General features: G+C 42.0%; 15 protein-coding genes. 9 read left to right on the top strand and 6 right to left on the bottom strand.

Features of this window, described 5'->3' with window-relative positions; all coding sequences use genetic code 11:
- Window position 1 precedes the first annotated feature (1 nt).
- From rpsM to rplQ, 5 genes are read left to right on the top strand one after another with little or no spacing between them, the layout of a single operon-like run.
- On the top strand, window positions 2-379 hold the full coding sequence (gene rpsM, locus DBX24_RS03995) for a 30S ribosomal protein S13 (protein ID WP_120488269.1): 378 nt from the start codon (window positions 2-4) through the stop codon (window positions 377-379).
- 12 nt (window positions 380-391) lie between these two features.
- On the top strand, window positions 392-781 hold the full coding sequence (rpsK, locus tag DBX24_RS03990) for a 30S ribosomal protein S11 (protein WP_120488270.1): 390 nt from the start codon (window positions 392-394) through the stop codon (window positions 779-781).
- A gap of 18 nt (window positions 782-799) precedes the next feature.
- Window positions 800-1,408 carry a 30S ribosomal protein S4 gene (rpsD, locus tag DBX24_RS03985; protein WP_120488271.1) on the top strand — a complete coding sequence of 203 codons (609 nt, stop codon included), beginning with the start codon at window positions 800-802 and terminating at the stop codon, window positions 1,406-1,408.
- A 32-nt stretch (window positions 1,409-1,440) separates the two neighbouring features.
- Window positions 1,441-2,436 (top strand): DNA-directed RNA polymerase subunit alpha, encoded by a 996-nt coding sequence (locus DBX24_RS03980; protein WP_120488272.1) that lies wholly within the window; start codon window positions 1,441-1,443, stop codon window positions 2,434-2,436.
- A 6-nt stretch (window positions 2,437-2,442) separates the two neighbouring features.
- The gene (gene rplQ / locus DBX24_RS03975; RefSeq protein ID WP_120488273.1) at window positions 2,443-2,931 is read left to right on the top strand and encodes a 50S ribosomal protein L17; all 489 of its coding nucleotides are present in this window, start codon (window positions 2,443-2,445) and stop codon (window positions 2,929-2,931) included.
- Between the two features lie 48 nt (window positions 2,932-2,979).
- On the opposite strand, the gene DBX24_RS03970 is transcribed toward rplQ, so the two are convergent.
- From DBX24_RS03970 to mutS, 3 genes are read right to left on the bottom strand one after another with little or no spacing between them, the layout of a single operon-like run.
- On the bottom strand, window positions 2,980-3,540 hold the full coding sequence (locus DBX24_RS03970; protein WP_120488274.1) for a Maf family protein: 561 nt from the start codon (window positions 3,538-3,540) through the stop codon (window positions 2,980-2,982).
- Window positions 3,541-4,062, bottom strand: a complete 522-nt coding sequence (locus DBX24_RS03965) for a KdsC family phosphatase (protein ID WP_120488275.1) — start codon at window positions 4,060-4,062, stop codon at window positions 3,541-3,543.
- A gap of 51 nt (window positions 4,063-4,113) precedes the next feature.
- On the bottom strand, window positions 4,114-6,696 hold the full coding sequence (gene mutS / locus DBX24_RS03960; RefSeq protein WP_120488276.1) for a DNA mismatch repair protein MutS: 2,583 nt from the start codon (window positions 6,694-6,696) through the stop codon (window positions 4,114-4,116).
- 309 nt (window positions 6,697-7,005) lie between these two features.
- On the opposite strand from mutS, the gene DBX24_RS03955 reads away from it, so the two are divergent.
- The 3 genes from DBX24_RS03955 to DBX24_RS03945 are packed head-to-tail and all read left to right on the top strand — an operon-like array spanning window position 7,006 to window position 9,237.
- Complete coding sequence (locus tag DBX24_RS03955; RefSeq protein ID WP_120488277.1) at window positions 7,006-7,716, top strand: Crp/Fnr family transcriptional regulator; 711 nt, start codon at window positions 7,006-7,008, stop codon at window positions 7,714-7,716.
- 18 nt (window positions 7,717-7,734) lie between these two features.
- Window positions 7,735-8,550: a 3-methyl-2-oxobutanoate hydroxymethyltransferase gene (gene panB / locus DBX24_RS03950; RefSeq protein ID WP_120488278.1), complete on the top strand. Its 816-nt coding sequence runs from the start codon at window positions 7,735-7,737 to the stop codon at window positions 8,548-8,550.
- 3 nt (window positions 8,551-8,553) lie between these two features.
- Window positions 8,554-9,237 (top strand): RluA family pseudouridine synthase, encoded by a 684-nt coding sequence (locus tag DBX24_RS03945; protein WP_160224046.1) that lies wholly within the window; start codon window positions 8,554-8,556, stop codon window positions 9,235-9,237.
- A gap of 25 nt (window positions 9,238-9,262) precedes the next feature.
- On the opposite strand, the gene DBX24_RS03940 is transcribed toward DBX24_RS03945, so the two are convergent.
- Together DBX24_RS03940 and DBX24_RS03935 are read right to left on the bottom strand one after the other, a co-directional pair.
- Entirely contained in the window at window positions 9,263-9,559 is a 297-nt protein-coding gene (locus tag DBX24_RS03940; protein WP_120488280.1) for a hypothetical protein, read from the bottom strand.
- 36 nt (window positions 9,560-9,595) lie between these two features.
- Complete coding sequence (locus DBX24_RS03935) at window positions 9,596-10,402, bottom strand: M48 family metallopeptidase (RefSeq protein WP_160224045.1); 807 nt, start codon at window positions 10,400-10,402, stop codon at window positions 9,596-9,598.
- A gap of 109 nt (window positions 10,403-10,511) precedes the next feature.
- Between DBX24_RS03935 and DBX24_RS03930 the strand changes: the two genes are divergently transcribed.
- On the top strand, window positions 10,512-11,039 hold the full coding sequence (locus DBX24_RS03930) for a DUF4251 domain-containing protein (protein ID WP_120488282.1): 528 nt from the start codon (window positions 10,512-10,514) through the stop codon (window positions 11,037-11,039).
- Between the two features lie 6 nt (window positions 11,040-11,045).
- Here DBX24_RS03930 and ruvB read toward each other — a convergent pair whose 3' ends face one another.
- Window positions 11,046-12,068, bottom strand: a complete 1,023-nt coding sequence (ruvB, locus tag DBX24_RS03925; RefSeq protein WP_120488283.1) for a Holliday junction branch migration DNA helicase RuvB — start codon at window positions 12,066-12,068, stop codon at window positions 11,046-11,048.
- Window positions 12,069-12,242: the final 174 nt, after the last annotated feature.

Genomic DNA, 12,242 nt, shown 5'->3' with positions numbered 1-12,242 from the left:
TATGGCGAGAATTGCAGGTATTGATTTACCAAAAAACAAAAGAGGTGTTATCGGTTTAACTTATATTTTCGGAATCGGAAGAAGTACCGCTTCTGAAATTCTTAAGGCTACCGGTATCAGCGAGGACAAGAAAGTCAATGAATGGAATGACGATGACTTGGCAGCAATTAGAACGTATATCTCCGAAAATGTGAAAGTAGAAGGAGAGCTTCGTTCAGAAATTCAACTAAACATTAAGCGATTAATGGATATTGGTTGCCAACGAGGAATACGTCACAGACTAGGATTACCTTTAAGAGGCCAAAGAACGAAAAACAATTCTAGAACCCGTAAAGGAAGAAGAAAAACTGTTGCTAATAAGAAAAAAGCAAGTAAATAATCGTTAAGAATTATGGCAAAACAAACAAAAACAGTTAAAAAAAGAAAAGTAAAAGTAGAGGCTATTGGAGAAGCACATATCCAGGCATCTTTTAATAATATTATTATTTCTTTGACAAATAAAAATGGAGAGGTAATCTCTTGGGCTTCCGCTGGTAAAATGGGGTTCAGAGGTTCTAAAAAGAATACTCCTTTTGCAGCTCAAATGGCAGCTGAAAATTGTGCAGCAGTAGCTCACGAAGCTGGTCTTAGAAGAGTAAAAGTATTTGTGAAAGGTCCAGGTGCAGGTAGAGAATCTGCTATCCGTTCTATTCACAATTCTGGAATTGAAGTGAGTGAAATCATTGATGTGACTCCTATGCCACACAATGGATGTAGACCACCAAAAAGAAGAAGAGTTTAATTTTTAGAATTTACCATTATGGCTAGATATATTGGACCTAAAACTAAGATTGCTAGAAAATTTGGTGCAGCAATCTATGGCGATGATAAAAACTTCGAAAGAAGAAGAAACCAACCACCAGGACAACACGGACCTAACAAAAGAAGAGGTGCAAAACGCTCCGAATACGCAGTGCAGTTAGCAGAAAAACAAAAAGCTAAATACACTTATGGTATCCTCGAGAGACAATTCGCAAACCTCTTTACTAAGGCTGATAGAAGTAAAGGAGTAACAGGTGAAGTTCTTTTACAATTATGCGAATCAAGATTGGATAATGTAGTGTATAGATTCGGTTTTGCTAAAACCAGAGCCGCTGCAAGACAATTGGTTTCCCATAGACACATCACTGTAAACGGAGAAGTTGTAAATATCCCTTCTTACTTGCTAAAAGCTGGTGATGTGGTTGCTGTAAGAGAGAAATCTAAATCACTCGATGTAGTAGCTGATGCCTTGGCTTCAAGAGTAAACTACGAGTGGTTACAATTTAATGACGAGAAAAAAGAAGGTACTTTTGTATCCGTCCCTGAGAGAATTCAAATCCCAGAAGATATAAAAGAACAACTTATCGTCGAACTTTACTCTAAATAATTTTATAATTAAATTTTTGCTCAACCAACAATATGGCAATTTTACAATTCATCAAACCCGATAAAGTAATCCTCCTTAATTCAGATAATTTTAAAGGTCAGTTTGAGTTCAGACCTTTAGAACCTGGTTTCGGCCTTACTATCGGTAATGCATTGAGAAGAGTGCTTCTTTCTTCTCTGGAAGGATATGCTATTTCATCTATCAAAATTGAAGGTGTAGAGCACGAATTTTCAACAATTCCAGGAGTTATTGAAGATGTAACTGAAATTATCCTAAACTTGAAACAAGTAAGGTTTAAAGCAAAAGCTGAAAACCAAGCTAATGAACAAGTTTCTGTGAAAGTCTCAGGTAAGAATACGGTAACAGCTGGCGATTTAGCTAAGTCAATAAGCGGTTTCGAGGTTTTAAACTCAGACCATATTATCTGCAACTTAGATAAGAATGTATCATTTGAGATAACTTTCAATATTGAAAAAGGTAGAGGATATGTACCATCAGAGCAGAATAAATCTAATAATGCTCCTATCGGAACTATCGCTATTGACTCTATCTTTACACCGATAAAGAAAGTGAAATATACAGTTGAAAACTATCGTGTAGAGCAAAAAACAGACTACGAAAAACTCGTACTGGATATAGAAACCGATGGTTCTATTTCTCCTCAAAAAGCACTTACAGAGGCTTCCAAGATATTGATATATCACTTTATGCTATTCTCAGACGAGAGAATTACATTAGAGACAGAAGCCGTGAAAGCATCCATCCAGTATGATGAAGAAACTCTACATACAAGACAACTACTCAAGTCTAAACTTTCAGATATGGATCTCTCAGTGAGAGCCCTAAACTGCCTGAAAGCAGCAGAAGTAGAAACTCTTGGTGAGCTGGTTTCTTATAGTAAGTCTGATCTTATGAAATTTAGAAATTTCGGTAAGAAATCTTTAACAGAATTGGAAGAGTTAGTACACTCTAAAGGTCTTAACTTCGGTTTTGACGTAGCAAAATATAAATTAGACGCTGATAATTAATAAAAAATGAGACACGGTAAAAAATTCAATCACTTAGGAAGAACTGCTTCTCACAGAAGCGCACTCCTTTCTAATCTCGCTTGTTCTCTTATCGAGCATAAAAGAATCAACACTACTGTTGCTAAAGCTAAAGCTTTAAGAGTATTCGTTGAACCCATTCTTACTAAAGCTAAAGAAGATACTACACATAACAGAAGAACAGTATTCTCTTACCTGCAAAATAAATATGCAGTAAGCGAGCTCTTCAGAACTATCGCTCCAAAAATTGCAGAAAGAAACGGAGGCTATACCCGAATCATCAAAACAGGATTTAGACCTGGCGATGCCGCAGATACTGCAATTATCGAGCTTGTAGACTTTAACGAGCTTTACAACCCTAAAGCTGAAGAGAAAAAAGCAACAAGAAGAAGTAGAAGATCTACTAAAAAAGCTATAGATGCACCCGCTGCAGAAGAAGCAAAAGTAGAAGCTACTGAAGAAAAGACTGAAGAATAATTTTTTCAGTATATAACCTAAAAAAGCCATTCAATCGAATGGCTTTTTTTATTTGGTGAGCTTGTTTAGTTCCTTATAAATCAGGTGGGTTGGTAGCCCCATAATGGTATAGTAGCTCCCCGAGATTTTATTTATTTTCGCCATCCCTATCCAGTCCTGTATCCCGTAGCTCCCTGCCTTATCCAGCGGTTTAAACTCATTGATATAGAAATCGATTTCCTCACTGCTGATAGGCATAAATTCTACTTCGGCTTTATCCGTAAGGGTGGTGGTTTTTGTGCTGGTTTTTAAGGTAATTCCCGTATAGACTTCGTGGGTGTTCCCAGAGAGTTTTTTTAGCATCTGGGCGGCTTCTTGTTTATCTCTGGGTTTTCCTAATATTTGGCCGCTACAGCTCACAATAGTATCTGCGGTGAGGAGGATTTCGCCCGAGCGCAGGTGAGTGTAGCTGTTGGCTTTTTTTAATGAAAGGTAAGCGGCTACTTCACAAATGGGGAGCTGGGAGGGGTAAGACTCATCGCAATGGATTGAGACGACCTCGAAGGGGAATCCCAAGCATTGGAGGAGTTCTTTCCTTCGGGGGGATTGGGATGCGAGCAGGAGTTTCATTTATATGGATGGGGTTTCATCGGTTACATCCCAGTGGCCCTGGGCTTTCAGTACTTGTTCTATCACATCGCGCACGGCGCCCGAACCTCCTTTTATGGGACTGATATAATCCGCTATTTTTTTTATTTCGGGTACGGCGTTCGGTGGGCAGGCAGCGATGTGGCTCTGCTTGAGCATTTCTCTATCAGGGATGTCATCACCCATTGAGAGTATTTCTTCGTCTTTCAGATTATAAATTGCTTTGAAATGCTCTAAATCTTTTATCTTGTCCTTAGACTTTGGGTAGTAATCCACCACTCCCAAGTATGAGAATCGGTACTTTACCATCGGGTCGCTCCCTCCTGTGATGATTCCTACTTTGTATCCTTGCTTCAGGGCTTTTATTACGGCGTAGCCATCTAAGGAGCTCATTGCTCTGCACATATTTTCGCCTGGGAGGAGGTATACCGTACCGTCGGTGAATACTCCATCTACATCAAAAACGAATGCCTTGATGTCTTTTAGTTTTTCTTTATAGTTCATTTATTATTATTTTTTGTTTGTGTAGTGTCCATTGTATTTTGGAGGGGAGAGTTAAGCGCTGACCATTTCTTTTATCAGGTTGAGTTTCATCAGTGCTTCGATGGGGGTGAGGGCATTGATATTGATTTTGTTGAGCTCATCGCGGATGCTTTCCAGCGTAGGGTCGTCCAATTGGAAGAAGGAAAGCTGGAGGTTCTTTTCGGTGGTTTGTTTAATCTTTTTAGACGCCTTTTGGCTACGGCTGCTCTCCAAGGTTTCCAATATTTCATTGGCGCGGTTAATCACTTTGGAAGGCATACCCGCCAGCTTCGCCACGTGGATACCGAAGCTGTGCTCGCTACCGCCTGCGATGAGCTTTCGGAGGAAGATAATGTTCCCTTTATTCTCTTGGATGGAGATGTGGAAATTTTTAATCCTCTCAAAAGATGCTGCCATTTCATTGAGCTCGTGGTAGTGGGTGGCGAAGAGGGTTTTGGGCTTTGTGGGGTGCTGGTGCAGATACTCGGCAATCGCCCAAGCGATAGATACCCCGTCGTAGGTGGAAGTTCCCCTCCCGATTTCGTCGAGGAGGATGAGGCTGCGCTCGGAGATGTTGTTTAAGATATTCGCGGCCTCGTTCATCTCCACCATAAAGGTAGATTCTCCAGCGGAGATATTGTCGGAGGCACCTACTCGGGTGAAGATTTTATCGAGCACTCCAATTTCGGCAGATTTTGCGGGCACGAAGCTGCCTGTTTGTGCCATCAGTGCGATGATTGCCGTCTGCCTTAGGATGGCGGATTTACCTGCCATATTCGGGCCTGTAACCATTAGGATTTGCTGGCTATCTCTATCCAAATAAATATCATTGGGGATGTATTTCTCGCCTAAGGGGAGGGTGTTTTCAATAATCGGGTGCCTTGCTTCTTTCAGGTTGATGGCGTATCCATCGTTTAATGAAGGTTTGGTATAGCCTTCGACAGTGGCGAGGTCGGAGAATGCCGTTGCGATATCGAGCTGGGCAGTGATTTGGCTGTTTTCCTGTATGAGGTCTATATATTTCATCGCTTCGTAGCAGGTTTCTTTGTAGAGCTGCTGCTCGAGTATGGAAATTTTTTCTTCTGCCCCCAAGATTTGCTCTTCGTAGTCTTTGAGCTCTTCGGTGATGTAGCGCTCTGCATTTACGAGGGTTTGCTTACGAATCCAGTCTGCGGGTACTTTGTCCTTATGGGTATTTCTCACTTCTATATAGTAGCCGAAGACATTATTAAAGCTGATTTTAAGGCTTGAAATCCCTGTTCGTTCTATCTCTCGGTTGCACATTTCTTCCAGATAGTCCTTTCCTTTGTTTTGAAGGCTTCTGAGGGCATCCAGCTCGGTATTTACTCCAGATTTTATTACATTTCCTTTGGCGATGCTTATGGGGAGCTCTTCATTAAGGTGGCTTTCTAAATAGGAGATGAGCTCGGAGAGTTCGTTAAGGGGTTTTATCCAAGCGAGGAGGTCGTGCTTAGGGCTGAGGAGCTCTTTTATCTTTCTAATATTGATAAGGCTCTGCCTCAAGTGCCCGAATTCTTTTGGACTAATGCGTTCGGAGGCGAGTTTTCCCATCAGCCTATCAAGGTCCGAGAGGCTTTTTAGAAGCTCTAAGATTTCAAACTTTAATGCGTCTTCTTTATTAAAAAAGTCTACGAGATGTAGCCTCCGTTCTATATCATTTACGGTTTTAAGGGGGAGGATGAGCCTCCTTCTGAGGAGCCGTGCCCCCATAGGAGTTGCTGTACGGTCTATGATGTCCAGCAGGCTTTTCCCTTCTTTGGAGGTTGGGTAGATGATTTCCAGATTTCTTAGTGTAAAGCCATCCATCAGCAGGTATTCGTCATCTGGAATTTTTTTTATGTTGATGATGTGTGCCAGCAGGTTGTGGTGTGTATCTTCTATCAGATAGGCGAGGATAGCTCCTGCGGCGGTTATTGCCAGTGGCATATCTTCTATACCGAAACCTTTTAAGGATTGGGTTTTGAACTGCTGGGTGAGTTTTTCCTTGGCATAGTTGTACTGAAATGCCCAGTCTTCCAGTTTAAAGGTTGCCCTGTTTTTCAGTTGTTCGGGTAGAGCTTGTGTTCGTTGGTAGATGATTTCGCTTGGGTCAAAGCTGTGGACAATATGGATGAGCTTCTCAAGATTGCCTTCGCTTACCAAGAATTCACCTGTGGAGACATCTATCAGTGCGATGCCAAATTTTTCCTTTTCCCTGTGCAAGGATAGCAGGAAGTTGTTTTTCTTTGAGCTAAGGACTTGGTCATTAAAGGTTACTCCAGGGGTTACAAGTTCTGTTACCCCTCGTTTTACGATACCTTTTACCATTTTGGGGTCTTCTAATTGGTCGCATACGGCTACCCTCAGCCCTGCTCTTACGAGTTTTGGCAAATAAGAATCTAAGGAATGATGTGGAAAACCTGCCAGTTCTGTATGTGAACTGCCATTATTCCTTTTGGTGAGGACAATGCCCAGTACCTCTGCCGTTCGCACTGCATCACTTCCAAAGGTTTCATAAAAGTCTCCCACTCTAAACAGTAGTATTGCGTCTGGGTATTTTGCTTTTATCGTATTGTACTGCTGCATTAGTGGGGTTTCTTTGCTCTTTTTTGCCATAATTTTTTATTGATGAGCAAAAATAAGGAATAATCTCATAGCCTTACGCTTTGTATGATGACAGGGTATTGTTTTATAACTATTTTACCTATAATTTACCCCCTTGGAAGGGGTGAAGAATAAGATTATTCTACCTTTAAAAATGGCTTTTCTTCCTTAAAGCAAAAGAAAAATATTTTTCTATCAAGAAGGAGGATATGCAGGAGTATTTTTAAGTTTCAGGGGAGTTTGTTATATGGTTTCTAATTAATTAGAGACCTCTTTGTCTTAATTAAAAAAAACTTATATTTGCTGATAAATATCATATCTATGTCAGTAGAGAAATATAATCATATCGAAGCAAGCCTCCATAAGGCACTTGATACAGAAGGACTGAGAGACAGATTGCCGAAAGAGTATTTTGATAGACTACTACGCTCACGGAAGTTTATAACTTTCCGAAAGGGAGATACGATGTTTGATGATGGAGATAATGCTAAGGGAGTTTATATTATAGAAAAAGGTATTGCTAAACTCTCCAAGTCTGGAGTTTATGGCAAAGACCAAATCCTCAGGTTTATAAAGGAAGGAGATCTTGTAGGCTATCGCTCACTTCTTTGCCATGAGGCGTTCCAGGCAAAAGCAGAGGCTATGACCAGTGTAGAGACTTACTTTATCCCTGCTGAGACCTTTCTCCTTATACTGGAACACGATTCTAAACTTGCCTATGCAATGCTTCAAAAAATAGCTTATGAGCTGGGAGAATCTTCCAATACCATTACACTACTGGCACAGAAAACCGTAAGAGAGCGACTTGCAGAAATCCTCCTCCTCCTCGAAGACCGTCTTGGCACAGACCCTGAAGGATACATAAAAATAGCCCTCACCCGAGAGGAAATAGCGAACCTTATCGGTACAGCAACAGAGAGTGCCATTAGACTCATCTCCGAATTTAAAGCCGATAGATTGATAGAGGTAGAAGGGAGGAATATTAAGGTTTTAGATCGCTCAAAGCTGATGAAACTTGGGCATTGTAACTAAAAGAAAAAAGGAAGCTAAATGTCAACCTACTCAGAAATAAAAAAAGTAACCACAGAGACTCTAAGAAAGATGAAGTTTGAAGGTGAGAAAATCACAATGCTCACCTCGTATGACTTTACCACTGCTAAAATGGTAGATGCAGGAGGGGTAGATGCTATTCTTGTAGGAGACTCTGCCTCTAATGTAATGGCAGGGCACGAAACTACACTCCCAATTACCTTGGATCAGATGATTTATCACACTCAATCCGTAGTGAGAGGCGTAAGTAGAGCATTAGTAGTGGCAGATTTACCTTTTGGGACTTATCAATCCAATGCCGAGAAAGCTCTCGAGTCTGCCGTGAGGATGATGAAAGAAGGCGGAGCACACGCCATAAAAATCGAAGGAGGTAAGGAGATAGAAGACTCCATACAAAAGATTGTAAATGCAGGAATCCCCGTAATGGGGCACCTGGGGCTTACTCCACAGTCCATCTACCAGTTCGGTACCTATAAAGTAAGAGCAAAAGAAGAGCAGGAAGCAGAGAAACTCATCTCCGATGCAAAACTCCTCGAGAAGCTCGGATGCTTTGCTATTGTATTAGAGAAAATCCCGGCAGAACTGGCAAAAAAAGTCTCCAAAAGTCTTACGATACCTACTATCGGCATTGGTGCTGGGGCAGATTGCGATGGTCAGGTGCTCGTCTATCACGATATGGTGGGGATGAATCAAGGCTTCTCACCTAAATTCTTAAGACGCTACCTTAATCTCTACTCCGAAATTACAGGAGCCGTTTCCCAATATGTAAAAGATGTAAAGGGAAAAGATTTTCCCAACTCAAACGAAAGCTACTAACCGATGCAAGACCAGATTCTGTATGAGGATAACCACCTTTTGATTATCAACAAACGGGCTGGGCAGCTCGTGCAAGGAGATAAAACAGGTGATGAATCTCTCTTGGAAACCCTAAAGCATTTTATCAAAGAGCGAGACCATAAACCAGGGAATGTATTCCTCGGCTTGGTTCATCGTATAGACAGACCTACTTCGGGCTTGGTGATTTATGCTAAAACCTCAAAGGCACTCTCTCGCCTTACTCAGATGATAAAAAACAGAGAGATAAAGAAAACCTATTGGGCTATTGTGCCTAAGGAAATCGTCCCTAAAAGCCAGAGGCTGGTGCATTACCTCAAAAAAAATGAGAAAAATAATAAGGCTATTGTCTTTACAAAGCCTACGGATGGGGCTAAGGAAGCCATACTTACCTATACCATTATAAAAGTATTGGATAATTACCAGCTCTTGGAGGTAGATTTAGAGACGGGCAGGCATCATCAGATTCGGGCACAGCTCTCAAAGATAGGCTTGCCGATTAAAGGAGATTTAAAGTATGGTGCACCGCGCTCAAACCAAGATGGAGGAATCTCTCTACACGCCAGAAAACTGGAGTTTATTCACCCCGTAACCCGAGAGCGTATAGAAATCACGGCTCCTGTACCTCAGCAAGATACCGTTTGGAGTGCGTGTGAGGAGGGGAAATAAAAAAAAGAGGCAATTCATTTGCCTCTTAAATAGTATTACCTGAATTAGAATGAGTATCAGAGAGATTTGCTGCCTGCTTTTCCAGTTTTTCTTTTTCCTTTTGCAGTGCTTTAAATTCCTTTTCTTTCTGAGCGGTTTTTATCGCTACACCTTTGGAAACATAGCCTACTACACCTCCAATGATAAGCCCAATACCAATTCCACAAATAATCCCCATTAGGATAGCGGATTCAAAAAGGTCTCGTACTTTAAAGTCGGCAATATAAAAAAATCCAGTAGCCACAGCTAAAAGGATTACTCCAATGATTAATAAACTTCGCATAGATTTAAATTTTAGGCGTCAAATGTATTAAAATATTTATTTACCTCCTGCTTGTTTGTAATAATTCAATGCTCGAGGCAAGTGCCTTGTGATATCTGCTCTTCGGCTTTCGGGGTGGGGGTGGGTAGAGAGAAACTCTGGATTTCTCTGTCCGCTGGATTGTGCCTCCATTCTCTCCCAGAAGGGGAGGGCTTGCCTTGGGTCATAGCCTGCCATTGCCATTAGGTAAAGCCCTATTTCATCGGCTTCTAATTCCTGACTACGGCCGTACTTTAGAAGCACCATCTGCGAGCCCAGAGGATAGGCCTCTTGGAATACCCTTGCCCATTGAGCATCTGAGATAGCACTACCGAGAATCGCTCCACCATACTGAGCTACCATCGCTTGAGATATTCTCTCATTACCGTGCCCTGCAAGTGCGTGGGCAATTTCGTGCCCCATTACTACTGCCATTCCTGTTTCATTTTTTGTTACAGGGAGTATCCCGGTATATACCGCTACTTTGCCGCCAGGCATACACCAGGCATTTACCTGTTTATCCTCTATGAGGTTAAATTCCCAGGCATAAGATGCCAAATCTCGCTCCCTTCCTATACTTCTGTAATAGGCGTGGGCAGCATTCCTTATCCTTTGTCCTACAGCTTTTACCTGCCTTGCTGCAGAGGTATTATTAATCACTTTGCTCTTGTTGAGTGTAGCTCTGTATTGGCTAAAAGAGCTCGCTTGTATCTCTGGGTTGAGAGAAGTTAGCTGAAAGGATTTTCTACCTGTAATAGGATTAGTAGTACAGCCGAGTAAAGATAGGGACACTAGCCCTGCTGAAATATATGCTGAAATTTTCATAATGATGCTATTAAATGCCGTGTAGATTTGCAATTAGTATTCCAAATGTGCCGTGATTTGCATAGATTTTGATGATAAGCTCCCTGTTTAATAATAAAAACTTCTCCCAATGAAAAAGTTCGTTTTGGTTTACTTTGGATTTTTAGTGGTTTTAAGCTCTTGTGCTTCTAAACGCTATGTAGAATCAGGGGTTTTATCTCAGATGATTGCAGAAGACCGTTTCTCTTTTGTGGCAGAGAAGGCTACGCCTATGGATTATTCGGCGGTAAATAATGCCTCTGCATCTATCCCTGGAGCAGTCCCTATGAGGATTTTAGATTTATCAGGGCAGGGCTATACATTAGAGGTGCAGAAAGACGCCCTCTTCGTACATCTCCCCTATTTCGGGAGGGCGTATAACCTCTCCTATGGTGGTAGAGATGCCGGTTTTAATTTTGAATCCAAGGATTTTTATATGACGAAAACCGATAGAGGCAAGCGCGGTATGCTCTATACCTTTGATGTAAAGGATCAGCCTTCGGTAAAAAGGATGAGCCTTGAAATTTTCTCTAATGGCAGGGCATATCTTTCTATAAGTTCATCTGATCGCCAACCGATTTCCTACGACGGTTTTGTAACCAAAGTAGAAGAGAAATAGCCCTCACTAAAACAATTCCCCTGGGTGAGAAGGCTTGGAAAGGTTGAGGTGCTTATACGCTTTCTCGGTAACCTCCCTACCTCGAGGGGTGCGGATGATAAACCCCTCCTGAATCAGGTAAGGCTCATAAACCTCCTCTAAGGTCTCGGGGTTCTCCCCAATCGAAGTCGCCAATGCGGAGATGCCCACAGGCTTACCTTTAAAGTTCTCTATCATCACCCGCATAATTTTATTATCCATATCGTCCAGTCCGTATTCATCTACATTGAGTGAGTTGAGTGCGTACTTGGCGATTTCTATTTCTATCTTGCCATTCCCCTTTATCTCGGCAAAGTCCCTCACTCTTCGCAGCAGGGCATTGGCTATTCTTGGCGTTCCTCGGCTTCGTCTGGCGATTTCTATGGCTGCATTTTCATCAATCGGAACCCCTAAAACCCTTGCTGTTCGCTGTATAATGCTACTCAGGAGCTCTATGTTGTAATACTCCAACCTGCTTTGGATACCGAATCTTGCGAGCATCGGTTTGGTAAGCATTCCGCTTCTGGTCGTAGCTCCGATAAGGGTAAAGGGATTGAGCCCTATTTGTACCGAGCGGGCATTAGGACCTGTCTCGAGCATTATATCGATTTTATAATCTTCCATTGCCGAGTACAGATATTCTTCCACGATGGGCGAGAGCCGATGTATCTCGTCGATGAAAAGCACATCATTTTCTTCTAAATTGGTCAATATCCCTGCGAGGCTACCGGGTTTATCCAGCACGGGACCTGAGGTTACCTTACAATTTACCCCCAGTTCATTAGCGATAATGTGCGAGAGGGTAGTCTTCCCCAGCCCTGGCGGGCCGTGAAGCAGGGTATGGTCAAGGGCGCTCCCTCTTTTCTTTGCAGCGGCAACGAATACTTCCAAGTTCTCAAGCGTCTTCCTCTGCCCCGCAAAATCGCTGAACGATTGCGGACGAATCCTCTCCTCCATATCCAAGTCCTGAGGCGAAAAATTCTCCTTATCTGGATGTAAAAAATCTGGCATTTTCTCTAATTTTTCCCGACAAATATACTAAAAAGGCAGTAGGCTTTAGGCAGTAAGCAGTAGGCGATGTGTGGTTAGGCTTACTGCCTAAAGCCTAAAGCAAAAAAGTACAGCCTCTTTAAAGGCTGTATTTTTTATTTATAGGTCTATCACCTGAGAGAGCGAGCCACCCTC

Source organism: Bergeyella cardium, assembly GCF_009914665.1.
In the GTDB taxonomy this organism is placed as follows: Bacteria; Bacteroidota; Bacteroidia; order Flavobacteriales; family Weeksellaceae; genus Bergeyella_A; species Bergeyella_A cardium.
This window is presented reverse-complemented; position numbering and strand designations above follow the sequence as displayed.